Source organism: Micromonospora sp. NPDC050695 (assembly GCF_040654415.1).
Classification (GTDB): domain Bacteria; phylum Actinomycetota; class Actinomycetes; order Mycobacteriales; family Micromonosporaceae; genus Micromonospora.
Window position 1 is genome coordinate 88,500 of record NZ_JBFAHZ010000002.1, and the last position, 24,270, is coordinate 112,769.

General features: G+C 74.7%; 23 protein-coding genes and 1 pseudogene. 10 read left to right on the top strand and 14 right to left on the bottom strand.

All coding sequences use genetic code 11. The features are described from left to right. The first annotated feature begins 14 nt into the window (after positions 1-14). The 3 genes from AB0H52_RS02000 to AB0H52_RS02010 are packed head-to-tail and all read left to right on the top strand — an operon-like array spanning position 15 to position 3,425. Positions 15-827: an ABC transporter ATP-binding protein gene (locus AB0H52_RS02000; protein WP_151488815.1), complete on the top strand. Its 813-nt coding sequence runs from the start codon at positions 15-17 to the stop codon at positions 825-827. Next, positions 824-2,878 (top strand): penicillin acylase family protein, encoded by a 2,055-nt coding sequence (locus AB0H52_RS02005; RefSeq protein ID WP_151488814.1) that lies wholly within the window; start codon positions 824-826, stop codon positions 2,876-2,878. Before AB0H52_RS02000 ends, AB0H52_RS02005 begins: the two co-directional genes overlap by 4 nt. Then, entirely contained in the window at positions 2,868-3,425 is a 558-nt protein-coding gene (locus AB0H52_RS02010) for a GNAT family N-acetyltransferase (RefSeq protein ID WP_151488813.1), read from the top strand. Before AB0H52_RS02005 ends, AB0H52_RS02010 begins: the two co-directional genes overlap by 11 nt. Positions 3,426-3,512: 87 nt before the next feature. Here AB0H52_RS02010 and AB0H52_RS02015 read toward each other — a convergent pair whose 3' ends face one another. The 5 genes from AB0H52_RS02015 to AB0H52_RS02035 all read right to left on the bottom strand — a co-directional run bounded on the left by AB0H52_RS02015 (position 3,513) and on the right by AB0H52_RS02035 (position 10,860). Then, a complete protein-coding gene (locus AB0H52_RS02015) occupies positions 3,513-7,226 on the bottom strand; it encodes a S8 family serine peptidase (RefSeq protein ID WP_357944627.1) in 3,714 nt (1,237 codons plus the stop codon). Between the two features lie 304 nt (positions 7,227-7,530). Next, positions 7,531-8,139, bottom strand: coding sequence for a bifunctional 4-hydroxy-2-oxoglutarate aldolase/2-dehydro-3-deoxy-phosphogluconate aldolase (locus tag AB0H52_RS02020; protein ID WP_151493330.1), 609 nt, complete (start codon positions 8,137-8,139; stop codon positions 7,531-7,533). After that, positions 8,136-8,879 (bottom strand): IclR family transcriptional regulator, encoded by a 744-nt coding sequence (locus AB0H52_RS02025; protein ID WP_357944629.1) that lies wholly within the window; start codon positions 8,877-8,879, stop codon positions 8,136-8,138. The genes AB0H52_RS02020 and AB0H52_RS02025 overlap by 4 nt, the downstream gene beginning before the upstream one ends. A gap of 3 nt (positions 8,880-8,882) precedes the next feature. Beyond that, positions 8,883-9,908, bottom strand: coding sequence for a sugar kinase (locus tag AB0H52_RS02030; RefSeq protein WP_357944631.1), 1,026 nt, complete (start codon positions 9,906-9,908; stop codon positions 8,883-8,885). 100 nt (positions 9,909-10,008) lie between these two features. Next, positions 10,009-10,860, bottom strand: coding sequence for a S1 family peptidase (locus AB0H52_RS02035; protein ID WP_357944634.1), 852 nt, complete (start codon positions 10,858-10,860; stop codon positions 10,009-10,011). A gap of 166 nt (positions 10,861-11,026) precedes the next feature. On the opposite strand from AB0H52_RS02035, the gene AB0H52_RS02040 reads away from it, so the two are divergent. Further along, positions 11,027-11,416, top strand: coding sequence for a low temperature requirement protein A (locus tag AB0H52_RS02040; RefSeq protein ID WP_192580285.1), 390 nt, complete (start codon positions 11,027-11,029; stop codon positions 11,414-11,416). Between the two features lie 9 nt (positions 11,417-11,425). Here AB0H52_RS02040 and AB0H52_RS02045 read toward each other — a convergent pair whose 3' ends face one another. Further along, positions 11,426-11,998 carry a nucleosidase gene (locus AB0H52_RS02045; RefSeq protein WP_192580286.1) on the bottom strand — a complete coding sequence of 191 codons (573 nt, stop codon included), beginning with the start codon at positions 11,996-11,998 and terminating at the stop codon, positions 11,426-11,428. A gap of 151 nt (positions 11,999-12,149) precedes the next feature. Between AB0H52_RS02045 and AB0H52_RS02050 the strand changes: the two genes are divergently transcribed. Further along, a complete protein-coding gene (locus AB0H52_RS02050; protein WP_225854537.1) occupies positions 12,150-12,581 on the top strand; it encodes a Rieske (2Fe-2S) protein in 432 nt (143 codons plus the stop codon). 104 nt (positions 12,582-12,685) lie between these two features. Here the strand turns inward: AB0H52_RS02050 and AB0H52_RS02055 are convergent, their stop codons facing one another. Next, positions 12,686-13,147 carry a GNAT family N-acetyltransferase gene (locus tag AB0H52_RS02055; protein ID WP_151490264.1) on the bottom strand — a complete coding sequence of 154 codons (462 nt, stop codon included), beginning with the start codon at positions 13,145-13,147 and terminating at the stop codon, positions 12,686-12,688. Positions 13,148-13,309: 162 nt separating this feature from the next. Between AB0H52_RS02055 and AB0H52_RS02060 the strand changes: the two genes are divergently transcribed. Both AB0H52_RS02060 and AB0H52_RS02065 read left to right on the top strand, forming a co-directional pair. Continuing rightward, the gene (locus AB0H52_RS02060) at positions 13,310-14,002 is read left to right on the top strand and encodes a response regulator transcription factor (RefSeq protein WP_151490265.1); all 693 of its coding nucleotides are present in this window, start codon (positions 13,310-13,312) and stop codon (positions 14,000-14,002) included. Next, complete coding sequence (locus AB0H52_RS02065; protein ID WP_357944640.1) at positions 13,995-15,008, top strand: HAMP domain-containing sensor histidine kinase; 1,014 nt, start codon at positions 13,995-13,997, stop codon at positions 15,006-15,008. Before AB0H52_RS02060 ends, AB0H52_RS02065 begins: the two co-directional genes overlap by 8 nt. An 11-nt stretch (positions 15,009-15,019) precedes the next feature. On the opposite strand, the gene AB0H52_RS02070 is transcribed toward AB0H52_RS02065, so the two are convergent. The 3 genes from AB0H52_RS02070 to AB0H52_RS02080 all read right to left on the bottom strand — a co-directional run bounded on the left by AB0H52_RS02070 (position 15,020) and on the right by AB0H52_RS02080 (position 17,069). Next, a complete protein-coding gene (locus tag AB0H52_RS02070) occupies positions 15,020-15,640 on the bottom strand; it encodes a class I SAM-dependent methyltransferase (protein WP_225854539.1) in 621 nt (206 codons plus the stop codon). Positions 15,641-15,717: 77 nt separating this feature from the next. Beyond that, on the bottom strand, positions 15,718-16,398 hold the full coding sequence (locus AB0H52_RS02075; RefSeq protein ID WP_151490267.1) for a TIGR04282 family arsenosugar biosynthesis glycosyltransferase: 681 nt from the start codon (positions 16,396-16,398) through the stop codon (positions 15,718-15,720). Then, entirely contained in the window at positions 16,395-17,069 is a 675-nt protein-coding gene (locus tag AB0H52_RS02080; protein ID WP_357944644.1) for a glycosyltransferase family 2 protein, read from the bottom strand. The genes AB0H52_RS02075 and AB0H52_RS02080 overlap by 4 nt, the downstream gene beginning before the upstream one ends. Before the next feature lie 145 nt (positions 17,070-17,214). Here AB0H52_RS02080 and AB0H52_RS02085 point away from each other — a divergent pair, with 145 nt between their 5' ends. Next, positions 17,215-18,609, top strand: a complete 1,395-nt coding sequence (locus tag AB0H52_RS02085; RefSeq protein ID WP_357944647.1) for a hypothetical protein — start codon at positions 17,215-17,217, stop codon at positions 18,607-18,609. Between the two features lie 301 nt (positions 18,610-18,910). Here AB0H52_RS02085 and AB0H52_RS02090 read toward each other — a convergent pair whose 3' ends face one another. Beyond that, positions 18,911-19,975 (bottom strand): NAD-dependent epimerase/dehydratase family protein, encoded by a 1,065-nt coding sequence (locus AB0H52_RS02090; RefSeq protein ID WP_278122377.1) that lies wholly within the window; start codon positions 19,973-19,975, stop codon positions 18,911-18,913. A gap of 198 nt (positions 19,976-20,173) precedes the next feature. On the opposite strand from AB0H52_RS02090, the pseudogene AB0H52_RS02095 reads away from it, so the two are divergent. Further along, positions 20,174-21,412, top strand: a pseudogene (locus tag AB0H52_RS02095) (molybdopterin-dependent oxidoreductase); the annotation flags it as partial. Further along, on the top strand, positions 21,405-21,875 hold the full coding sequence (locus tag AB0H52_RS02100; RefSeq protein ID WP_151490272.1) for a hypothetical protein: 471 nt from the start codon (positions 21,405-21,407) through the stop codon (positions 21,873-21,875). The pseudogene AB0H52_RS02095 and the gene AB0H52_RS02100, both read left to right, overlap by 8 nt. On the opposite strand, the gene AB0H52_RS02105 is transcribed toward AB0H52_RS02100, so the two are convergent. From AB0H52_RS02105 to AB0H52_RS02115, 3 genes are read right to left on the bottom strand one after another with little or no spacing between them, the layout of a single operon-like run. Further along, positions 21,842-22,543: a dihydrofolate reductase family protein gene (locus AB0H52_RS02105; protein ID WP_151490273.1), complete on the bottom strand. Its 702-nt coding sequence runs from the start codon at positions 22,541-22,543 to the stop codon at positions 21,842-21,844. The genes AB0H52_RS02100 and AB0H52_RS02105 overlap by 34 nt on opposite strands. Continuing rightward, positions 22,540-23,223 (bottom strand): GTP cyclohydrolase II, encoded by a 684-nt coding sequence (gene ribA, locus AB0H52_RS02110; RefSeq protein ID WP_151490274.1) that lies wholly within the window; start codon positions 23,221-23,223, stop codon positions 22,540-22,542. The genes AB0H52_RS02105 and ribA overlap by 4 nt, the downstream gene beginning before the upstream one ends. A gap of 58 nt (positions 23,224-23,281) precedes the next feature. Continuing rightward, entirely contained in the window at positions 23,282-24,214 is a 933-nt protein-coding gene (locus AB0H52_RS02115; RefSeq protein ID WP_151490275.1) for a lysylphosphatidylglycerol synthase transmembrane domain-containing protein, read from the bottom strand. Positions 24,215-24,270 lie beyond the last annotated feature (56 nt).

Here is a 24,270-nt window from a genome sequence, read left to right on the forward strand (position 1 = left end):
TCGAAGGAGCACCCATGCACCCCGGCAGCACCCGGCTCGGTGGCACCGCGCTGACCCTCGCCTACGACCGGCGCACCATCGCCGAGGATCTGACCGTGGCCGTTCCGGATCAGTCGTTCACGGTGATCATCGGCCCGAACGCGTGCGGCAAGTCGACCCTGCTGCGCGCGCTGTCGCGGATGCTGCGCCCGAGCGTCGGCACGGTGCTGCTGGACGGGCGGGACATCCACGACCGGCCCGCCCGCGCGGTGGCCCGCACCCTCGGCCTGCTGCCGCAGTCGTCGATCGCGCCGGACGGCATCAGCGTCGCCGAACTGGTCGCGCGAGGCCGCTACCCCCACCAGGGGCTGCTGCGGCAGTGGTCGCGCGAGGATGAGCGGGTGGTCGAGGAGTCGATGGCCGCCACCGGGGTCGACGACCTCGCCGACCGGCTGGTGGACGAGCTGTCCGGCGGGCAACGGCAGCGGGTGTGGCTGGCCATGGCGCTGGCCCAGCAGACCCCGCTGCTGCTGCTCGACGAGCCGACCACCTTCCTGGACATCGCCCACCAGATCGAGATCCTGGATCTCTGCGCCCGGCTGCACGAGGAGCAGGGCCGCACCCTCGTCGCGGTGCTGCACGACCTCAACCACGCGGCCCGCTACGCCACCCACCTCATCGCCATGCGCGACGGTCGGGTGGTGGCCGCCGGCGACCCGGCGACGGTGGTCACCGCCGACCTGGTCGCCGAGGTGTTCGGGCTGCCCTGCCGGGTGATCGACGACCCGGAGACCGGCACCCCGCTGGTCGTTCCCGCCGCCCGCCGACGCGCGGCCGAGCCGGCATGAGCACCCGACGCTTCCGCGATCCGTGGGGCGTGCCGCACCTGCGGGCCGACGACCCCCTCGCCCTGGCGGCCGAGCAGGGTCGGGTGACCGCGTACGACCGGGCGTGGCAGATCGAGGTGGAACGGCACCGGTCGGCGGGCACCAGCGCGGCCTTCCTCGGCGCCGACGCGCTCGCCTGGGACCGGTTCGCCCGGCAGGTCCGCCTCGACGACACCGCCCGCCGCTGCCACGCCGCCCTCGACGAGGCGACCGCCGCGTGGGTGGGCGCGTACGTGGCCGGGGTCAACGCCGGCCTCGCCGTCGGGGCGGCGCGCGCACCGGAGTTCGCCGCCACCGGGCTGACCCCCGGCCGGTGGGAGCCGTGGACACCCCTCTCCGTCTGGCTGGGCCAGCACATCCTGTTCGCCGGGTTCCCCGGCAAGCTCTGGCGCGAGCACGTGGCGGAGCACCTCGGCGCGGACGCGGTCGAGGCGTTCGCCACCGACGGGCCGGCCGTCGCCGGCAGCAACGGGTGGCTGCTCGCCGCCGAGCGCACCGGCACCGGTGCCGCGCTGCTCGCCGGCGACCCGCACCGGTTCATCGAGGATCCGGGCGTCTACCAGCAGATCCGGCTGGCCTGCCCGGAGTACGACGTGGTCGGGTTGGCGATGCCGGGCGTACCGGGCATCGCCCACTTCGGACACACCGGTGCGGTGGCCTGGGCGATCACCAACGCGATGGCCGACTACCAGGACGTGTACGCCGAGCGGCTGCGCCGCGACGGCTCCGACGTGCGGGCGCTCGGCCCGGACGGCTGGGAGCCGGTGCACCGCCACGTCGAGACGATCGAGGTGGCCGGGGCGGCCCCGGTCGAGGTCGAGGTGCTGGAGACCGAGCGGGGTCCGGTGATCGTGGGCGGACCCGACGAACCGGCCGCGATCAGCCTGCGCTACCCGCCGCGGGTCCGGGCCGAGCTGGGGTTCGCCGCGCTGCCGGAGCTGCTGCGCGCCCGTACCGTGGCCGACGTGGACCGGGCGCTGCGGCACTGGATGGAGCCGGTCAACGTGGTGCAGGCGGCGGACACCGCGGGCGGGCTGCTGCACCGGGTCGCCGGGGCGGTGCCGGTACGGCATCCGGACAACGGCCGGCGGGTGGTTCCCGCCTGGGAGGCCCGGCACGCCTGGCGGGGCTGGTACGCGCCGATGCCCCGCGCCGAGGTGACCGGCCGGGCGGTGATGGCCAACGAACGCGGGCTGGCGGCGCCCCTCGGCGTCGAGTTCGCACCGCCGCACCGCGCGCGCCGGATCGCCGAGCTGCTCGACGCCGGTCGGGACTGGACGGCCGGGGAGATGGCCGCCGTGCACACCGACACCCACCTGGGCTCGGCCGGGCCACTGCTGGTGGTGCTGGCCGGGTTGACCGGGCTCAGCCCGGACGCCGCCGCGCTGCGGGACCGGCTGCTGCGCTGGGACCGCCGGATGGCCGCCGACAGCACCGACGCCGCCGACTTCGCCCTCCTGCGGGCGGCCGTCGTACGCCGGATCGCCGCCCATCCGTCGCTGGCCGCGCTGGCCGCGCCGCCCGCGTACCCCGAGGTGTTCACGCCCTGGCTGGCGCTGACGCCGCGGGTCGGCTACGCGCTGGAGCACCTGCTCGGCGCCGGGCGGCTGCCCGGCGTCGACGTGCCCGCGCTGGTCGGCGCGGCGGCCGAGGAGGTCGCCGGCGCGGCGGACGGGCCGGCGCTCTGGGGTGACCTGCACCGGCTGGCGCCGTGGCGGGCGCTGCCCGACCCGGACGGCGGGCCGGGCCCCCGCCTCGACGGTGACCACGACTGCGTGCTGGCCACGTCGAGCGTGCCCGGCGTCACCCACCGGTGCTTCCGGGGTCCGGCCGCCCGTTTCGTCTGGGACCTGGCCCGTCGCGACGACAGCCGCTGGGTGGTCCCGCTGGGCGCGTGCGGGGTGCCCGACGACCGCCACCACGACGACCAGAGCCCGGCGTGGCTGTCCGGCGAGCTGCTCCGGGTGGTCACGGACTGGGACCAGCTCACCGAGGAGACCGATGCGCACTGAACAGCACACCTACCGCAGCGAGGTCAGCGGCTTCGGGGTGGTCACCATCCGCCCGGTCCGGCCCGACCAGGACGTCGACCTGCTGCACGGCTGGGTCACCCAGGACCGGGCCCGATTCTGGGGCATGCGGGAGGCGAGCCGCGAACGCGTGCACGAGATCTACGCGTACCTGGACTCGCTGGCCACCCACCACGCGTACCTGGTGCACCGCGACGGGGTGCCGGCGGCGCTGGCGCAGACCTACCAGCCCGAGGCCGACCCGGTCGGCGAGTGCTACGACGTACGCCCCGGCGACGTCGGCGTCCACCTGCTCATCGGGCCGCCGGTGGCCGTCGAGCGGGGTTTCACCGGCGCGCTGTTCGGCGCGATCCTCGACTTCGTCCTCGCCGACCCGAGCCGGCTGCGGGTCGTGCTGGAGCCCGACGCCCGCAACGACCGCGCGATCAACCGCTTTCTGCGTACCGGGTTCCGGCCCGGACCGTTGATCGACCTGCCGGACAAGCGCGCCCGGCTGCTCTTCCTCGACCGACCGGCGGTGCCCCGCTGACGCGACCGTCCGTCGGCTGACGCCGGCGACAGCGGACGGCCGCCGGCCCGGGTGCGCGAGGCACCCCGACCGGCGGCCGCCACGGCGTCAGCGCAGGCCGAACGCCCGGGTGATGCTCTGGCTCACCGTGTTGCCGGCGGCGTCCCGCGCGGTGGTGCGCAGGCTCACGAAGCCGGCCTTCGCCGGTGCGGCCAGCGAGGTCCGCCAGCCGTCGCCGTGCCGGATCAGCCGCTGCTCCTGCCAGGTCCTGCCGTCGTCGTAGGACACCTCGACGGTGACCGCGCCGATCGTGCCCTGCACGCCCGGCAGGTGCGAGGCCACCACGGTGAGCGGTGCCCGCCGCGACGCCGTGCCGTCGGCGTCGATGTCCACCTGATAGTCCAGCTGGATCATCGGCAGCGCCTCCGCCGACTCCTCCCCGGTGGCCGCCGAGCGGAAGCCCCACTCGGTGCGGGTCTGCCGGGAGTACGGGTTGGTCCACGCCGCCCGGTCGTTCTCCACCACCAGCCGGTACGGCAGCCCCTGCTCCGCGAGGCCGGAGACCTGGAGGTACTCGGCGTTACCCCAGTTCAGCTCCTTGTCCCCCTGGTAGAGGGTGGTCCGGTTGACCATGTCGAAGTTGGCGTACGCCTCCCCGATGTGCCCGCCACCGTCACCCCAGCCGGGTGCCGGAAGGTACAGGGTGTCCAGGTACCGGATCGGCACGTAGTTCCCACCCATCCGGGGGCGCTGGATCGGCCCGAACCAGGTGACGGTGCTCGGCTTGCCGGCCGCATACGTCGTCACCTCCGGCACGTGCTGTCCGGTCTCACCGGGGATGTACGCGTCGTCGACCCACCGCTGGTCGGTGCTCACCCAGTCGGTGCGTCGGCCCCGCGCCGCGGTGGCCTCCTGGTTGCTCGACCCCAGGCCCTTCCAGATGTCGGTGCGGAACTCCAGCGCCCTGCCCTGCCGGTAGTTGCGGAACTCCACGTCGACCCGGGCCAGCTGCCGCTTCGTCGGCCGGTAGGTGGGATCGGCCGGCACCGTGCCGGTCCAGTGGTGCACCACGTCGTACAGGTAGGTGGTCTCCGGGTGCGACTCGACCGACAGCCGCACCGGGCCGCGCGCCAACGCGGCGATGAGCTGCGCGCCCTCGTCGGCGGTGAGGGTCGCGACGGTCACCGGGGCCGGGTTCTCCGGACCCCACAGGGATTCGTCCCACGGCTGGAGCCGCCCGACGCGGTCGTTGACCACGAGCAGCAGCGTGGCCCCGGCCGCCGCGGCGGCCTGCGCCTGGGTGGCGATGTCCACGCCGTCACTGCGCCGCACCACCACGGCCCGGTCCCGGACCGGCCGCTTCGCCAGCCCGGCCGCCGACGCGTCGGCGACGTAGACCGCGTCCAGCTGGCGACGACCCGCCGGCAGCGCCGGGGTCGCCCGCTTCACCAGCAGATCGGCGTACGACCGGCCGCCCGCCGCGACGGTCAGCGCCGGCTGCTCCAGGCGCCACCGGGCACCGAACTCGAACTCGCCGTCGGTGACCGCACGGCTCGTCGGCAACGCCCACATGCTGTCGTACGAGTCGTCGGGTAGCACCTGGCTCTCGGTGAGGCTGGCCCCGAAGGACCGGTGGATGTCCATCCGCAGCGACGTGGCGGTGGCCTCCTGCGGCACCTCGGCCCGTACCTGCCGGGCGGCCCGCGCGTCCAGGGTGACCGTCCGGTCCCGGTCCAGGATGACGTCGGTGAAGCTCAGCATCACCATGCCCTTGGAGTGCGGCCCGTTCAGGCCCCGCACGTCCGCGGAGATCCAGCCGTTCCAGTTCGCCACCGGCAGCCGCAGCGTGGCGGTGCCGCTCTCGGGCAGATCCACGGCGGTGAACAGACCATCGGCGGTGAGAATGACCTTGCCGGCGAGCGGCCTGCCGTCCCGGTCCTTCGCGACCAGCGTCAGGTTCTGCCGCTGGCCCTCCCTGCTCGCCCCGATCAGGGTGCGACCACGGACCGTAGCGGCGTCGTCGGTGGCGATGATCGCGCCGCTGACCTGCTTCTCGACCGGCAGCTTGTCGTACGCCGCGCGCAGCGTCACCGTCGCGGTGCCGCCGGCCGGCACGGTGACCGTGTCGGCGGACAGGGCGAACAGGCCGGCCGGCGCGGTCGGCGCGTCGAGAGCCAGCCGCAGGGCGACCGGTGCGCCGCCGACGTTGGTGTAGGTGACCGTCCGGTCGACCGTCGTCCCCGGCTGCTGCGGCCAGGCCTGGAAGCCGGAGTAGGCGCTCGGGGTGGCGAAGACGGTGGCGTGTACGGCGGCGACCGCGTCCAGCCGGCCGGCACCAGCCTGGTACGGGGTGTACGCCGGGGTGGCCTTGACCGTGCTGACCAGCGCCTCCTTGATGCGCTGGCCGGTCCAGTCGGGGTGCGCGGCGGCCACCAGCGCGGCCGTACCGACGACGTGCGGGGTGGCCATCGACGTGCCGCTCATCAGCGTGTAGTCCCCGGAACCACCACGTACGAGGTGGGAGCGGGCGGCCAGGATGTCCACACCGGGCGCGGTGATCTCCGGCTTCAGCCCGCCGTCACCGGCGCGGGGGCCCTGGCTGGAGAAGTCCGCGAGGTGGTCGGTGGCGTCGACGGCGCCCACGGTGAGCGCCGAGTTGGCGGCACCCGGGCTGCCGATGGTCGCCGGGCCGCTGTTGCCGGCGGCGATCACGAACAGGGCGTCGGTCTCGGCGCTGAGCCGGTCGACCGCCTGGCTCATCGGGTCGCTGCCGTCGGTGGATTCGCCGCCCAGGCTCATGCTGACGATCCGGGCCTTCTGCTCGCGGGCCGCCCACTCCATGCCGGCGATGATCCACGAGTCCTGCCCGCTGCCCTCACTGTTGAGGACCTTGCCGATGTGCAGCCGGGCGCCGGGGGCGACACCCCGCTCGGTGCCGCCGGAGGCCGCACCGGTGCCGGCGATCGTCGAGGCGACGTGCGTGCCGTGCCCCTTGTAGTCGAGGATGTCAGGCTCGTCCGGCACGAAGCTGCTCGACGCGGTGACCTGGCCGGCGAGGTCCGGGTGCTCGGTGTCCGCACCGGAGTCGAGCACCGCGACGTCGACACCGGCGGCGGTGTTGCCCTCGGCCCAGACGGCCGGGGCACCGATCTGGGCGGTGGACTCGGCCAGGTCGGCGTGCACCCGTCCGTCCAACCAGACCTTCGCGATTCCGCCCGCGAGCGTCGGCGCGTCGCCCGTACGGCGGGCCGTGCCGGCGGTGAGGGCGGTCCAGAACGTGCCGGCGGTGGCCCGCTGACGGGTCAGCGCCGCGCCCTGCACGCTGTCGAGCGGGCGGACCAGCTCGGCACCGTCCACCGAGGGACGGGTGCGGTTGCGGACCGCCGCGTCGGTCAGGGTGACGATCAGCGGCAGCTTGTCCGAGTGCGCGTCGTCGTAACCGTCGGCGATCAGCTCGGTGACGTTGAACAACTGCCGGTCCAGCACGCCGCTGGTGACGTACGGCAGCGCGGCGTCCGGGTACACGTAGGTGTCGCCGTCGAGCACGGTGCGGTGGAAGGTCGGCGTGCTGCCGTCCGGCCGGCGGACCGTCGAGATGGTGCTGCCGTCGGCCGCGGTGGTGACGTTGACCGTGTCACCGGTGATCAGGGTGACGGTGGACGAGTGTCCGGGGGCGGCCGGCGGCTGACCGGTGGGCTGGCCCGGGTTGTTCGGCGGGGCGGCGGACGCCCCTGTGCCGGGTGGGGTGAACCCGGCCGCCAGGGTGAGGGCGGCGCCGAGGGCGATCAGCCCGGAGCGGCAACGCCTGGAAGACAGAGCCAAGATGACCTCTTTGTGTCGAGGAGTGGTACGCAGCACAGCATCGACGCAAAGCTCACCCCCCATCCCCGTCGATCCCCGACGCATCAATGCCATGTCACAGACCGGCCACCCCCACCCCGCACCCCACCCCGCCCCCGCCCCGCACCGCCCCCGTCCCGCACCGCCCCCGTCCCACCCCCGCGCCGATCTTGCACTTTCGGTTGTTGACGGATCCCGATTCGCGACTTTCGTCGGGACAGAAGGTGCAAGATCGGCGCGGGAGAGGGGGCGCGGGGTGAGGGGTGAGGGGCGGGGCGTGACGGGGTCAGCGTGGGTTTGTGGCTAGCTTGGCCAGATTGTCCAGCTGGTGGGGGTCCGACAGGGCTGAGCCCACTGCCGCTACCCGTACGCCCGCGTCCAGGAACGCGGCGGCGTTGGCCGCGTCCAGGCCGCCGGTGGCGACGAAGCGCAACTGTGGCAGCGGGCCCGCCATGGCCGTGAACCACGCCGGCCCGAGGGAGATCGCGGGGAACGCCTTGAGCCAGGTGAGGCCGTGCCGCAGCGCCTGCTGCGCCTCGGTCGGGGTGGCCACGCCGGGCAGGTGCGGCAGACCGCGCGCGGCGGCGGCGTCGGCGATGGCGAGGTCGAGGCCGGGCGCGACGGTGAACGCGGCACCGGCGTCGGCCGCCGCCGCGACCTGACCCTCGTCGAGCACGGTGCCGGCACCCACGATTCGACCACGTTCGACGCCCGCCTGGACTGCGGCCCGCAGCGCCGGCACCGCCTCGGGGGTGGCGACCGGGACCTCCACCACGTCGATGCCGAGATCCCAGGCGCGCTCGGCGAGCCGGACGGTCTCGGCGACCGGCAGGCCGCGCAGGATGGCCATCACCCGGGCGCCGCCGAAGATGTGGTCGAAGTCCGCTGTGGTCATGGTGCACTCCATCCGAGGTCGTGGGAGATCTGCCGGGTGGTGGCCCGCAGTCGGGGTAGCAGGCGGCGCAGGTCGGCGAGGGTGGCGACCACGGTCGGCGCGGTCACCGACACGGCGGCGGTGACCGACCCGTCGGCCTGCCGCACCGGCGCCGCCACGCAGGTGATCAGCGGCTCGAACTCGCCGTCGTCGGCGGCCCAGCCCTGCTCGGCGACGGTCGCCAGCTCCGCGCGCAGGGCGGCCGGGTCGCAGATGGTCCCCGGGGTGTACGCCCGCAGCTCGCCGCCGTCGACCAGCCGGGTCAGCCGGGGCTCCGGGCTGTACGCGAGCACCACCTTGCCCACCCCGCTGGCGTGCAGCGGCGCGGTGCGGCCGATCCGTGAGTACATCCGCACCTGGCCACGCGCCTCGATCTTGTCCACGTAGACGAGGTCGTCGTCGACGAGCTGGGCCAGGTGGATGGTGTGCCCGCAGTCGCGGCCGAGCGCCGCCAGGTGCGGACGGGCCACCGTGCGGACGTCCAGCGAGTCCAGTGCCTGCTGGGCGAGACCGATCAGCCGCAGGCCCACGGTCCAGCCGCCGTCGCGGCGACGCGCGAACCCACCCGCCTCGAGGGTCTGCAACAGGCGCAGCGCGGTGGACTTGTGCACGCCCAGGTCGGCGGCCACCTCGCCGAGTTGGGCCGGCTCCCGTGCCAGCAGTTCGAGCACGCGCATCGCCCGGTCGACGCCCTGTGACACGCCTCAGCCCTCCGCCGGCGCGCCGGCCAGGTCCAGTGGGGACCAGGTGTCGTCGGGGGCGTCGAGCAGCCGTTCGAACCACGACCACGCCGGCAGTGGGGCGTTGTCGCCGATGCTGCCCAGCACCTGCGCGGCGACGAGGTGACCGAGGCGCAGCCGCCGCGTCGGGTCGAGGCCGCGCAGCAGCCCGGCCAGGTAGCCGCCGGCGAACGCGTCCCCCGCGCCGACGGGCTCCACCACCGCCACCCGGGGCGCCGGCACGAACACCGGCCCGGCGTCGCGGCGCAGGGCGGTCGCACCCAGCGCGCCGTCCTTGACCACCACCGTCTCGGGGCCGGGCAGCAGTCGGCGTACGGCCGCCGGATCGGTGGTGCCCCACAGGGCGTACGCCTCGTCCTGACCGACGAAGACGAGGTCGCTGCGGTCGGCGAGGTCACGTAGCACCGGCGCGGCCTGCTCGGCGGGCCAGAGCCGGGCACGGTGGTTGACGTCGAAGCTGACCAGCGCGCCCGGCAGCGGCCGGTCGGTCACCGCGTGCTCGGCGAGCGCCCGGCAGGACGGGGAGAGTGCCGGAGTGATCCCGGACAGGTGCAGCACCCGGGCGCCGGCGAGCCGGGGGTCGGCCAGTGTCCCGGTGTCCATCCGGGAGGCCGCCGAGCCGGCCCGGTAGTAGTGCACGGCCGTTCCGGCCGGACCGGGGTCCTTGACATACAGCCCGGTGGGGGCGGCCGGGTCGACGGTGACGTGGTCCACGCGTACCCCGGTGGCGGCGACGTGCCGCACGACGGCCCGACCGAACGGGTCGTCACCGACCCGGCTCACCCACGCCGCGCGGTGCCCGAGACGGGCCAGGTAACCGGCCACGTTGGACTCCGCGCCACCGACCGACACGGCGACCCGCTCGGCGTCCTCCAGCGGCTCACCGGGTGCGGGGCAGAGCACCACCATGGTCTCCCCCACCGTCGCCACCTCGACCGGGGGTGAGCCGCCCGGGGCGGGCGGACGGTCGGGCCGGGGGTCGGATGGCATGGGGGCGCACGTCCTCACGGGCTCGGGGCCGGGGTGCCACCGAGCCTAGGCGTGGTTGCGCGTGGTGGGCAACCCGTTGCGCTCTCCGCAACGGGGTCAGTCAGGGCAGTGTCAGCCCGTACGCGGCCAGCACCTCCGCGATCGGCTGGTAGTAGGTGGTGCCGCCGGCCGTGCAGTTGCCGGTACCGCCGGAGAGGATGCCGAGGATGGTGCCGGTGGAGGCCACGTACAGCGGTCCGCCGCTGTCCCCCGGCTCGGCGCAGATGTTGGTGCGGATCAGCCCGTAGATCACGCCGGTGGAGTAGTTGACGGTCTGGTTGAGGCCGGTGACGGTGCCGCAGCGCACGCCCGTGGTGCCGCCGCTGCGACACACCGCCTGACCGATGTACGCGGTGCCCGTGCCGTAGACGGTGAGCAGGCCGGGGTACGTGTAGATGGCGCTCGGATGGGCGATCCGGCCGGTGTAGCGGATCAGCCCGTAGTCGTTGCCGGGATAGCTGGTGGCGGTGCGGGTGCCGAGCACGGTGGTCTGGGCGCTGTCGGCGTACCAGGTGCTGGCGGTGGTCGTGCAGTGCCCAGCGGTGATGACGTAGTAGGTGCTGCCGCTGCGCACGTTCGCGCCGAGCGAGCAGCGGCCGCCACCGCCGTAGACGGCCTGGCCGGCGGCGATCAGGGGCCGCAGGGTCCCCGGCTCCCGGCGCAGCTGCGCGCCGGCCCGCTCGGCCACCGCCCGTAGCGCCGTCAGCTCGGCGGGCGCCACGGTGTCGTCGACGGTGAGGGTCATCCGGCCGGTGGCCGGGTCGAGGCCCCAGGCGGTACCCGCGGTGCGTACCCCGGCCAGCACGGCGGCCGGATCGGCGGTGGCCCGGTCGGGCACGGCGGCCTGCGCGGCGCCGGGCGCGACGAGCAGGAGGACGGTCAGGACGAGGGCGACGAGCGGGGAGCGGCGCATCCGAACCTCCGCAGAGATCGAGATTGATGGATGCGACAAGCATCGCCCGACGGCCGATGCCATGGCAACCTCGCGCCGACGTCACACCCGTGGGATTCGCCGATCCTCGGACGGGTGCCGCCAGATCTACGTCTTTCGGGCCGGCGAGTTGCTCGAGACCTCGGCCGTGTCCGTGCCCGGCCGGTCCACCCGGATCGCGCCGTACACCCACCTGGTGCTGCTGGTCGGCGTGGCCGTCACGGCGACCTCCTTCGATCTGGTCGTCGACCGTCCGACGGGACCGACACCGGCGCGGTGGCTGATGCTGATCATCGGCGGGCCGCTGGTGTTCGTGCTCGGCCGGGCACTGTTCACCTATCTGCTGTCCGCCCGCCTGCCGTACCAGCGAATTGCGTGGCAACTGCTGCCCCTGCTGATGCTGCCCTGGGCCGGCGGCTGGCCACCGGTGCTGGTCACCGCGATCATGGTCCTCGCGCTGGCCGGGCACGTCCTGGTCCCCGTGGCCGACGGCCGGGAAACCACGCGAGGGCTCGGACCGCGACGACCCGCCGGATGACCTCCACGGTCAGGCGAGGTGCCGACCGGCCCAGTCGGCGAGGTCCCGGGCGCAGGCGTCCACCGAATCCCGCCACGTCCGGGCCGCGCCGTCGCCCGCCTCGTCGCTGACCTGCTTGACCAGCCGGCACGGCACGCCGGCCTGCGCGGCGGCCCACGCCACCGCGTACCCCTCCATGTCGACCAGGTCGGCGCGCTGCGCCAACCGGTCCCGCGCGTCGTCGTCGGCCACGAACGTGTCGCCGGTGGCCAGCACCGCGCCCTCGGCGGCCAACGCCAGGGGTGCGCCGTAGGTCTCGCCGGTGAGCGTGCGCAGCAGGGCCGTGTCCAGGTCGTGCTGGAGCACGGTGGCGACCTCGTGGATGCCCGCCCACCCGGGGCGCAGCGCACCGGCCGTACCCAGGTTCAGCAGCAGGCTGGGACGCGGCCCGGCGGCCAGCACCGCCGACACCGCGCTGGCGGCGTTCACCTTGCCCATGCCGGTGAGCAGCACCGGCAGGTCCGGCGGCAGGTAGCGGGCCTCCTCCCCGACGGCGAGCACCACCAACGGACGATCGGCGCGGATCGTACCCCGAAGAATCACCGGAGCATCGTACGGGCCCAGCGCTCGCCCACCGCCCGCACCCAGCCACCGTTCAGCGCGGTCGCATCGCGCGTCCAGCAACGTGCGGCAGGCTGGTCCCGCGAGCCACCGGACCCCGGCGGTCCGGGCCGCGACGAAAGAGGTGACGAGGGTGTACGACGGGCAGGAGTTCCTCCGCGACAACCGCTGGTGCCTGAGCCGGCGCGCCCTGCTGACCGGGGCCGGTGCGGTCGGCGCCGCCGGCCTGCTGAGCGCCTGCGGCACCGGCGACAGCCCGGCCGGTCAGGCCACCGCCACGGCCGGCGCCGTGCTGGCCCAGACCGCCGACGTACCGGTGGGCGGCGGCACGGTGACCAGCGGCGTGCTGGTCGTCCAACCGGAGGCGGGCACGTTCCGGGCGTACGACGCGACCTGCCCGCACCAGGGCGTACGGGTCGGCGCTCCCCGCGACGGGGTGATCACCTGCCCCGCGCACAAGTCCACCTTCGCGGTCGCCGACGGCGCCCGCCTCGACGGTCCCGCCCCGAAGGGCCTGACCGAAATCCCGATCACGGTCGACGGTACGACGATCACCCGCGCCTGACCCCGCCCGGTCAGTCGTCGGCGAAGCGGTACAGGACGAAGTCCTTCTCCGCGCCGCAGGGGAACTCGACCCCGCATCGTACGCAGAGCGCGCCGCCCCGCTGATCACTCGGTCAGGTGGCACACTCCGACGACCTGGCCACCGCTGATCTCCCCGGTCGGGTCGAACCCGAGCTTCAGGTAGAATGCCTCCGGACCGTCCCGTCCCGGTTCCCACGTCGTGTACACGCGGTCGCGCCCACGTGCGCGAGCCTCGTCGCGGACGGCCCGCACCGCGAAGCGCCCGTACCCCCGCCCCTGGTGTTCGGCGGCGATGTTCAGCCGCCACAGACCCGATCGCAGGTCGTCGGGCTGGTCCGGGTGCCACCCGATGTCGAAGAAGCCCATCAGGAAGCCGACGATCTCGTCGCCCTCGACGATCAGGCGTGGCCAGGCGATCTCGGGCTGCGCGTACGCCTCGGCGAGGGACCAGGCGACCGGGGACACGAACTTCTCCTGCTCCGGTCGGACGGTCAGCCGGCACGCGGCCTCGACGTTGTCCTGAGTGATCCTCACCAGTCGCGGCACGCCAGCCACCCTACCGAGCGACCACGGGTCCACCTACCCCGCGACTGCGGCACATCAAGGTGGCGACCTTCCGGGCGGTGACGGCAGGACGTAAGAAGACCGCAAGATCTGCGGAATCGCCGGCCGTACCGGTGCTGGCTACGCTGGTCGGGGAGGTGACCGGTGACCCAGCGGGTGCTCGTGGTCGACGACGACCGGACCGTCAGCGACGTGGTCTGCCGCTACCTGGAGCACGCCGGGTACGACGTCAGCCACGCCGGGGACGGCCTGGCCGCCCTGGAGGCCGTCCGGGACCGGGCGCCGCACCTGGTGGTGCTGGATCTGATGCTGCCCGGGCTGGACGGGTTGCAGGTGTGCCGGCGGCTGCGGGAGCGGCCGGACGGCGTACCCATCATCATGTTGACCGCGCGTGGCGACGAGGCGGACCGGGTGCTCGGCCTGCAACTGGGCGCCGACGACTACCTGAGTAAGCCGTTCTCCCCGCGTGAGCTGGTGCTGCGTGTCGGATCGGTGCTGCGCCGGGCCGGCGAGCCGGCCGGGCCGCCGGCCGAGATGCTGGCCGACGCGGGCCTGCAGGTCGCGACCGGGCCGCGGATCGCGCGGTTGGACGGCCGCGAGCTGGCCCTGACGGTGCGGGAGTTCGACCTGTTGGCGCACCTGATGCGGCACCCGCGGCGGGCGTTTCGTCGCACCGAGCTGCTGGAGCGGGTGTGGGGGTGGAACTTCGGCGACCAGTCCACGGTGACGGTCCACGTGCGGCGGCTCCGGGAGAAGATCGAGGACGACCCGGCCGAGCCGCGCCGGATCGTCACGGTCTGGGGCGTCGGCTACCGGTACGAGCCGGCCGATGCGTGACCTGGCGCTGATCTTCGCGGCGGCCCTCGCGGCGGCCCTCGGTGTGGGTGTGCTCGGCGCGCTGATCCTGCGGCTGCTGCGCGACCGGTCGATCACCGTACACGTGTGCGTCCTGCTCACGATCACGGTCGCCGCCGTGGTGGCCGGGGTCGTCGTGGTCGCGCAGGCGATGTTCCTGTCCCCGCACGATCTCCAGGTCGTGCTGCTCACCGTCGCCGCGGCGGCGGCCGTGAGTCTCGCCGTCGGCTGGTATTTCGGGCGGCGGCTGGCGGCGGCCGCGGTCTGGGCGGACCAGGCCCGGGAACGCGAACGACGGGTCGAGAAGGGCCGCCGGGACCTGGTGGCCTGGGTGTCGCACGACCTGCGGACTCCGCTGGCCGGTCTGCGGGCGATGGCCGAGGCGCTGGAGGACGGGGTGGTCGACGACCCGGCGACGGTCGCCGGGTACCACCGCCGTATCCGGACGCAGACCGACCGGATGACGCGCCTCGTCGACGACCTGTTCGAGCTGTCCCGGATCAACGCGGGCGCGCTGCGGCTGACGATGTCGGCGGTGCCGCTGGGCGAGGTGGTCTCCGACGCGCTGTCCGGCACCGCACCGCTGGCCGAGGCCCGACGCATCCGCCTGGTCGCCGCCGAGTCGGGGTGGCCCACCGTGCTGGCCAGCGAGCCCGAGCTGGCCCGGGTGGTGGGCAATCTGCTGCTCAACGCGGTGCGCTACACACCGAGCGACGGCACCGTCCGGGTGGACGCGGGGTGTGAACGCGACGCGGCCTGGCTGGCGGTCGCGGACACCTGCGGTGGCATTCCGGAGGGCGACCTGCCCCGACTGTTCGATGTGGCGTTCCGGGGCGAGCCGGCCCGGACGCCCGACTCGGGTGGGGACGGCTCCGGCGGGCTGGGGTTGGCGATCGTGCGGGGGCTGGTCGAGGCGCACGGTGGCCGGGTGGACGTGCAGAACGTGGTCGGTGGCTGTCGCTTCGTGGTCCGCCTCCCGGCGGCGTGACGTTGCCGGCGTCAGCGGCTCGGCCCCAGCTCACCGAACCAGCGCCGGCCCCGACGGAACAGCTGCCGCACGCCGAGCCCCGCCGCGCCGGCGACCGGGTGCACGGCGTGCACGTCGAGGCGGGCCCAGCGGAACGCGGGCCCGAGCAGTAACCGGCCGGCCCGGTGCGCGGCGGCCACCCGGGCCTGGCCCTGCCACAGCCCGGCGCCGGCCGGCTCCAGCTCGACCAGCACCGTGCCGCCGGGTACCAGCAGTTCCCGGCACCGGCGCAGCAACGCGACCGGGTCGCCGCCGATGCCGATGTTGCCGTCGATCAGCACGGCGTGCGCCCAGCGGCCCTCGCCGGGCAGCGGGTCGAACAGGTCGCGGCGCAGGGCCACCGCACCGCGGGCGCGGGTCAGTCGTACGGCCGCCGCCGACACGTCCACACCCACCGCCGTGAGCCCCGCGCGGGTCAACGCCACGGTGAGCCGGCCCGGCCCGCAGCCGAGGTCGAGCGTCGGCCCGGCACAGCGGGTGACCAGCCCCGCGACCGCCGGCTCGGCGTCGCCGTGCCAGCGGTCCACTGGCAGTGACCTGCGGACGCCGTCACCGTCCACCAGCCACCGCCCGGCGGACGCGGGGTCGGCCAGGACGGCGGCGAACCCGTCCGCGCCGATGCTGCCGGCGGGTCCCGCGACGGCGACCCGCGGGGCCGTGTCGACCGGGTTCACCGCCGGCTCCCCGGCACCAGGGTGAGGCGGACCGCCGCGACCTGCCGGGCGAACCGACCGTCGGGCACCTCCACCGCGACGGCCAGGGCGTCCGGCCACTCGTCGACGTCGCGCAGCACCGGCAGCGGCGCGGTGCGCAGCTCCCGCCCGCTCAATGCCGCCCACGTGTCGCGGCCGGTGTGCGGCGTCGACATCGGCACCTCGCGCAGCACCCCCGCGTGTCGGGGATCGCGCAGCCCGAGCGACCACCAGCCGCCGTCGGCCGCGCGGCCGAGGACCGCGTCGGCGGCGCGCAGCCGGCGGATCGCGGCGGCCAGCCGGGCCGGGGTCAGCTGCGGGGTGTCCATCCCGATCTGCAGCACCGGCCGCCCCGGGTACGCCTCGGCCACCTCGGCGTACGCGTTGGCGAGCCGGTCGCCGAGCCCGCCGCCCCGCTGCTCCAGCACCTCCCATCCGGTCAGCGCGGTGGTCAACGCGGCGGCGTCCTCGGCCTCGGCCAGCCGGCCGGTGAACGCCAGCACCGGGGTCACGCCCGGGGTGGCGCGGACGGCGTCGAGGGTGTCGCGCAACGCGGCGGCGGCGATCCGGGCCGCCTGCGCGGCGGTGGCCGGCGGACAGAGTCGGGTCTTCACCGCACCGGGTACGGGCGCCTTGGCGACCACCAGCAGGACCGTCACCGGGAGCCGTCCACGGTCCGCAGCACACCGGCGAAGTCGCGGGTGGCGCGCAGGGTGCCCCGGACCGAGCCGGACACCTTGGAGCGGGTGCCGGCGGCCCGAGGCGCGTACGTGACGTCCAGTTCGTGGATCCGCCAGCCGGCGGCGGCGGCCCGGATCAGCAGTTCGAGGGGGTAGCCGAAGGCCCGGTCGGTGACCCCGAGGGAGAGCAGCGCGTCGCGGCGGGCCACCCGGATCGGGCTGAGATCCCGCAGCGGTACGCCCCGGCGGCGCAGCAGCGCGGCGACCAGCGCGGTGCCGACACGGGCGTGCCAGGGCCACACGCCGGTGCCGACGGGTCGCCGCCGGCCCACACTGAGATCCGCGATGCCGGCGGCCACCGGTGCCACCAGCGCGGGCAGCTCTGCTGGGTCGAACGAGCCGTCGGCGTCGAGGACGCACACGAGGTCACCGTCGGCGGCCTCCAGTCCGGCGTGCACCGCCGCGCCGTACCCACGGCGGGGCTCGTGGACGACCCGGGCACCGTGCCGGGCCGCGACCTCGGGTGAACCGTCGCGGGAACCGTTGTCCACCACGATGGCCCGGTAGCCGGCCGGCAGTGCGGTGAGCACGCCGGGCAGGGCGGCCGCCTCGTCCAGGCAGGGCAGCACCACGTCGATCTGAGTCGCCATACCGCCGACGCTAGGGCGGTACCCGGCGGGCGGAGGCCGAAATGTGCTTACCGAACCCTTACCACCTGGGCATTTCTTACCGTCCGGTGACGGCCCGGCGGTTCCACGGCGCGGAGGCCGGCAGTCGCCGTACCGTCCGGTGGTCATGACCTCGACCACCGCTCCCCCGACCGCCTCCGGGCGGACGCCGACCCGCCGCCGTCCCGGTGACCTGCTGGTGCTGGGCGTGGAGGCGACGCTGCTCGCCGCGGCCGTGCTGGTGGGCGCGGTGCTGAACGCGCGGGACGCCGGCCTGCACGCCGACGCCGCCCCGCTGTACGCGACGTGGGGCCCTCACGTCGGCTGGGGCAGCCCCGCCGCGGTGCTGGTCGCGGTCGCGGTGGTGGCCTGGGGCGCGCGCTGGGCGCGTACCGCCCGCTGGGGCCTCCTGCTGGTCGCCGCGTGGCTGACGGCGGTGGCGTGGACGCTGTCGCTGGCCCTGGTGGACGGCTGGTCGGCGGGTCTGGCGGAGCGACTGACGCCGCAGGCCGAGTACCTGCACGAGGTTCCCCGGATCACCGACATCCCGGCGATGCTGGCCGGCTTCACCGACCGGATCGCGGACTTCCAGCCGGACTCCTGGTCCACCCACACCGCCGGTCACCCGCCGGGCGCGCTGCTGATCTTCGTCTGGCTGGACCGGATCGGCCTCGGCGGAGGTGCCGCCGCCGCGCTGGCGTGCGTGCTGGTCGGGGCCACCGTCGCGGTGTCGGTGCCGGTCACGCTGCGGGCCCTCGGCGCGGCCGACGCCGCCCGCGCGGTCATCCCCTTCCTGGTGCTGCTGCCGGGTGCGGTCTGGGTGGGCGCCTCCGCCGACGGGATCTTCGCCGCCGTGGTGGCCGCCGGGCTGGCCTTGCTGGCGGTCCGTGGCCGGGCCACCGCCGCGGCCGGTGGCGCGCTGCTCGGCTTCGCATTGCACCTCTCGTACGGGTTCCTGCTGGTCGGCGTGCTGGCGCTGGCCGTGCTGGCGCTGCGCCGTACCCATCGGTGGGGTGCCCTGCTCACCGCCGGCGCCGGAGTGGCCGCCGTGACGGCGGCCTTCGTCGCGGCTGGTTTCCCCTGGTGGGTCGGCTACCAACTGGTCGTCGAGCGGTACTACCAGGGCTGGGCGGCCGACCGCCCGTACGGCTACTGGGTGTGGGCCAACCTGGCCGCGCTGCTGCTCAGCGCCGGTCCGGTGCTCGGGCCGGCGCTGCGCCGGGTGCTGTCGACCGCCCGGTCCCGGTGGCCGGCGCCGCAGGGCTCGCTGCCGTCCCGCGTGGACGCGGCGGTACGCGCGGCCGGCCCCACCGTGCTGCTGCCGCTCGCGGCCCTGGTCGCGGTGCTCGGGGCGGACCTGTCCGGGCTGAGCAAGGCCGAGGTGGAGCGGATCTGGCTGCCGTTCATCGTGTGGCTGCTGGTGGCCGCCGCCCACCTGCCGGCGGGGTCGCGGCGCTGGTGGCTGGCCGCGCAGGCGGCCACCGCGCTGGCCGTCAACCACCTGGTCTGGACGGTGTCCTAGCGATGTCCTAGCGATGTCCTAGCCGCAGCCCGCTGCCCGCTCCCCGCTCCCCGCAGCCCGCAGCCCGCAGCCCGCACCCGACCCGGTCGTCATCCTCGGCCACCTCCACCGGTCGGGGTGCTCCGGGGCGCGACCACTCGGTTGAGCGTGATGCCTGTGAGTCATCTTGATGACTCACAGGCATCACGCTCATTCAGATATGCCTCGCCCGGGCGGCGCCGTCCAGGGGCGAGGGGGCGAGGGCCGAGGGCGGCGAGGGACGAGGTCGCGGAGACCGACGGTCGCGGAGACCGACGGTGGTTCAGCCAGCGACGGCGGCCGGTTCGCGCAACGGGTCGGTGGCGAAGCCGGCCACCCCGTCGGCGAAGCTGACCCGGGCGGTGTAGTCGAGCAGTTCGGCGGCACGGCGGGGGTCGGCCACCACATGCCGGACGTCGGCCGCCCGCGCTCCGCCGACCACCCGCGGGGCCGGGCCGCCCATCGCCGCGGCGAGGGTGACCGCCAACTCGCCGACGGTGTGCGGCTCACCGGAGCAGACGTTCACCGGTGTGAGCGTGGCCGGCGGCGCGGTGCTGGCCAGGGCGAGCAGGTTGGCCCGTGCCACGTCGGTGACGTGCACGAAATCGCGGCGCTGCCGGCCGTCCTCCAGCACGCGGGGCGCCTCACCGGCGGCCAGCGCCGATCGGAAGATCGACGCCACCCCGGCGTACGGGGTGTCGCGGGGCATCCGGGGGCCGTAGACGTTGTGGTAGCGCAACGCCCAGACCGCGCCGCCGGTCTGCCGCGCCCACGCCGCCGCCAGGTGTTCCTGGGCGAGCTTGCTCGCGGCGTACGTGCTGCGCGGCTCCAGTGGAGCGTCCTCGGGCACCAGCGCCGGGTCGAGGCCGAGGTCGCAGCGCGGGCAGGTCGGGTCGTACCGGCCGGCGGCCACGTCCTCGGGCCGTCGGGGCGCGGGACGCACCGCCCCGTGGGCGGGGCAGGTGTAGCGCCCCTCGCCGTAGACCACCATCGAGCTGGCCAGCACCAGCCGGCCGATCCCGGCGCGGTGCAGCGCCGCCAGCAGCACCGCCGTGCCGTAGTCGTTGTGCGCGACGTAGTCGGGGCCGTCCGACGGGTCCAGACCGTGCCCGACCATCGCCGCCTGGTGGCAGACCGCGTCCACGCCGACCAGCAGCCGGTCCAACAGGGGGCCGTCGCGGACGTCGCCGCGGACCACGTCGTGCCGGCGCGACCAGGCGGGCAACTCCCCGCCGTGCGCCTGGGGCAGCAGCGCGTCCAGCGCCACCACGTCGTGCCCCTGATCGAGGAGCAGGTCGACGACCTGCGACCCGATGAAACCGGCCGCGCCGGTGACCAGTACCCGCATTCCCGTCACGGTAGGGCGGGACGGGTGCCCGGTGGGCCGGTTCGCGTGACCCGTAAGGAGTTCACAACAGATTCCGGTCGGTAAGCGTTCGGTAATGCGGCAAACCCGGAACCGCGCCACCGATGCGGTCTAACCTGCCGGCAGTACGAGGAGGGAGCTGCGGTGTCTCCGAAACCACCCGGGGTGGACACGGTCGAGCGAAGCTGGCGCAGTCCGCTGCGCGGCCCCTGGCTCACCGCGATCTACGGGACGGCGCTGCTGGTCGCGCTGCCCCTGGTGATCATCACTGGGCTGCTCGACTACGCCGCCTACGGTCCTCGGTTCGACCAGGCGTTCCCGACGAACGTGGGCTGGCTGCGGCTGCCCGCCTTCGACTGGCCGACCAGGCCGTCCTGGCTGTTCCGGGTCACCCAGGGGCTGCACGTGACGCTCGGGATCGTGCTCATCCCGGTGGTGCTGGGCAAGCTGTGGTCGGTGCTGCCGAAGCTGTTCGACTGGCCGCCGGCCCGCTCGCTGGCCCAGGCGCTGGAACGACTCACCCTGCTGTTGCTGGTCGGCGGGATCCTGTTCCAGATCGCCACCGGCCTGCTCAACATCCAGTACTCGTACGTGTTCGGGTTCGACTTCTACACCGCCCACTACTTCGGCGCCTGGATCTTCACCGGGGCGTTCGTGGCGCACGTGGTCATCAAGTTTCCCCGGCTGGTGACCGCGCTGCGGTCCCGACCGCTGGGCGCGGAGGCACGGACGTCGCGCGCCGCGACCCGGCCCGAGCCGCCCGACCCGGACGGCCTGGTCGCCGCCGTACCCGGCCCGGCCACCGTCAGCCGGCGCGGCGCGGTCGGCCTGGTCGGAGGCGGGGCGCTGCTGCTCGCCGTCCTCACCATCGGGCAGAGCCTCGACGGTCCGCTGCGCCGCACCGCGCTGCTGCTGCCCCGGGGACGACAGCCCGGCCCCGGGCCGAACGGCTTCCCGGTCAACCGCACCGTCGCCGCCGCCGGCGTACGCCCCGAGCAGACCGGCCCCGGCTGGCGGCTGGCCCTGCGCGGCAACGGCCGGACGGTGACCCTGGACCGGCCCGCGCTGCTGGCCATGGCGCAGCACACCGCCGCCCTGCCGATCTCCTGCGTGGAGGGCTGGTCGACCCGGCAGACGTGGACCGGCGTACGGCTGCGTGACCTGGCCGCCCTGGCCGGTGTCGCCGAGCCGGCCAGCGCGCGGGTGTCGTCGCTGGAGCAGGCCGGGCTGTTCCGCACGGCGATCCTCGCGTCCAATCAGGTCCTCGATCCGGACTCGCTGCTCGCCCTGCGGGTCAACGGTGTCGACCTCTCCCCCGACCACGGCTACCCGGCGCGGGTCATCGTGCCGGCCCTGCCCGGGGTGCACTGCACGAAATGGGTCGCCGAGATCGACTTCCGGGGCCGGGCCGATGGCTGAGCGGGCCGCCCGGCTGCGCGCCCGCTACGGCGCCGGGCCTTGGCACCTGGTCCTGGTGACGGCCGCCATCGTGCTCGCCGGCTGGGTGGCGTTGCGGGTGGCCGACGAGGCGACGGCCGGGCGGATGCTGCTGTGGTTCCTCGGCGCCGTCATTGCCCACGACCTGGTGCTGTTCCCGGTGTACGCGGCCGTCGACCGCGTCCTGCGTACGCTGGTTCGCGGCCGTGTCACGCTGCTCAACCACCTGCGGGTGCCGGCGCTCGGCAGCGCGCTGCTGTTCCTGGTCTACTCCCCCGGAATCCTCCGCCTCGGCGAGACCACCCACCTCGCGGCGACCGGCCAGGACCAGCGTCCGTACCTGGTGCGCTGGCTCCTGCTCAGCGCGGCGCTGTTCCTGATCAGTGCGCTCGGCTGGCTCCTGCGGCGTCGTCAGGCGTCATCGAAGCGGTCGGAGAGCGCGTAGCGGAGCAGGACCACGTCGCCGATCTGCCGGGCCTCGGCCAGCCGGGCGCGGTGGCCCGGGTGCCAGGGGAAACGTCCCTCGCCGACGAACCGGGGCGCCCGGCCGTCACCGACGAAGAACGGTGCCACCACGAGGTGCAGCTCGTCGGCGAGGCCGGCGGTGAGGAACTGGGCGTGCACCGTCCCGCCGCCCTCCACCATGAGCCGCCGTACGCCCCGTGCGGCCAGGTCGGCCAGCAGCCAGGCGGGGTCGATCGGCTCGCCCGCGTCGACGATGGTGGCCGCCCGACCGCACCGTTCCCGGGTCTTGTCCAGCGCGCCGGTGGCGCAGTAGACGAGGCGGGTGGCATCACCGACGGTGAAGAACCGGGCGGTCGGATCGAGGTCACCCCGGGCGGTCAACGTGACCTTGCAGGGCGAGGCCGATCGGCCGGACGCCACCCGCTCGGCCCGGCGTGCCGCGCTGCGCACCAGCAGCCGGGGGTCGTCGCGGCGGACGGTGCCGGCGCCGACGAGGATCGCGTCGCAGCTGGCCCGGACGGCGTCGACGCGGTCCAGGTCGTCCTCGTTGGACAGCAGGAGCCGCTGCTCGGTGGCGTCGTCGATGTACCCGTCGATCGAGGTGGCGCAGCTCAACAGCACGTACGGCCGCGCCGGCCGGCAGCTCACCGGGCGTCGGGCCGGTCGGGGGTCAGGCCCGCCAGCGCCTCGGCCGCCTCGGTCTCCGCCGCCTTGGCCGCCTTCGCCGCCAGGTAGTGGGCGTTGGCCGGGGAGAGGAAGACGCTCGTGGGGATCCGTTCGGCGACGTCCACGCCGAGGCGGGTCAGCTGCTCGGCCTTGTCCGGGTTGCTGCTGAGCAGACGGACCCGTGGCACACCCAGGGTGGCGAGCATCTGCGCGGCGGCGGTGTAGTCCCGCTCGTCCTCGCCCCGGCCGAGCGCGACGTTGGCCTGGTAGGTGTCCAGCCCCGCGTCCTGCAACGCGTACGCGTCGAGCTTGGCGTACAGGCCGATGCCCCGGCCCTCCTGGCGCAGGTAGAGCAGGAAACCACCGGTCTCGGTGATCCGCTGCACCGCCTCACGCAGCTGCGGACCGCAGTCGCAGCGTTGGCTGCCGAACACGTCCCCGGTCAGGCATTCGCTGTGCGGCCGGACCAGCGGGGCTTCGCCACCGGCGGCGAGCCGGTCCAGCGCGCCCGCCCAGTCGCCGAGACCGAGGGCGAGGTGCTCCCGACCGTCCACCAGCCCCTTGAACGAGAACACCCGGACGGTCGTGGTGTAGCCGTCCGGAAACGCCAGCGGCACCGTGACCTGCGTACGGATCGTGGCGACCGGCAATGCTTCGGGCATGGGACACCTTTGTCCGGCGCCACCGTCAGTCGGCGGCGCGTACCGTCTCACAACCGGCTCAACAGTCGACGCCGGGAGTGGCTTCCCGGGTGACCGGAATCCTCCGCCGGGCCAGCAGCACGGCGGCGCCGGGCAGGCTGGCGACCAGCACCAGCGCACCGTAGACGGTGCCGGTGGCGACGCCCTGGGCCGCGCTGAGTCCCGCCGCGCCGAACGCCCACGCGGCGACGCCCTCGCGCGGTCCGAAGCCGGCGATGTTCAGCGGCAACCCCATGGCGAGCAGGGCGAGCAGCGTCAACGGCAGCAGCCGGGACAGCGGGGCGTCCGCGCCGGCGGTGCGTGCCGCCACCAGGAAGGTGGCCAGGTGGCCGGCGACCATCACGGCGGAGGCGACCACCACACCGAACCAGGTGCGGCGCGCCAGCAACCCGGCGCGCACGTCGGCCACGGCGGTCCGCAGTGCCCGCACCCAGCGCGACCCACCGCCACCGGGCAGGGCCCGCGCCGCCAGCACGGTGACCAGACCGCCCCCGACCAGCAGCGCGGCGGCGACCGGCAGGTACGACCGCACCGGTGACGGGAACACGGCGAGCACCACCAGCGCGACACCCACGAGGACGACCTGGCCGGCGGTCCGTTCCCAGATCACCGCGCGGATGCCCCGGCTGACGTCACCGGCGTCACGGCCGTGGCGTACCGCCCGGTGCACGTCGCCGAGCACCCCGCCGGGCAGCGTGGCGTTGAGGAACACGGCCCGGTAGCAGTGCGCCACCGCGGTCGCCAGTGGCAGCCGCACACCCAGGCCACCGGCGACGAGGCTCCACCGCCAGGCCGCGCAGACCGTGGTGAGCACACCGATGACCAGCGCCGCGGCCAACGCCGGCGCGTCGATGAGCCGTACCCCGGCGAGGAACGGGCCGCTGCCCACCTGCCACAGCAGGACGGCGAGCAGACCCACCCCGCCGACCACTCGTGCCCAGGCCCAGACCATCGGCGCCGGCCTCCCCTTGAAGATCGTCCAGTTGCCCTAGTGCACGTACCCGGGGC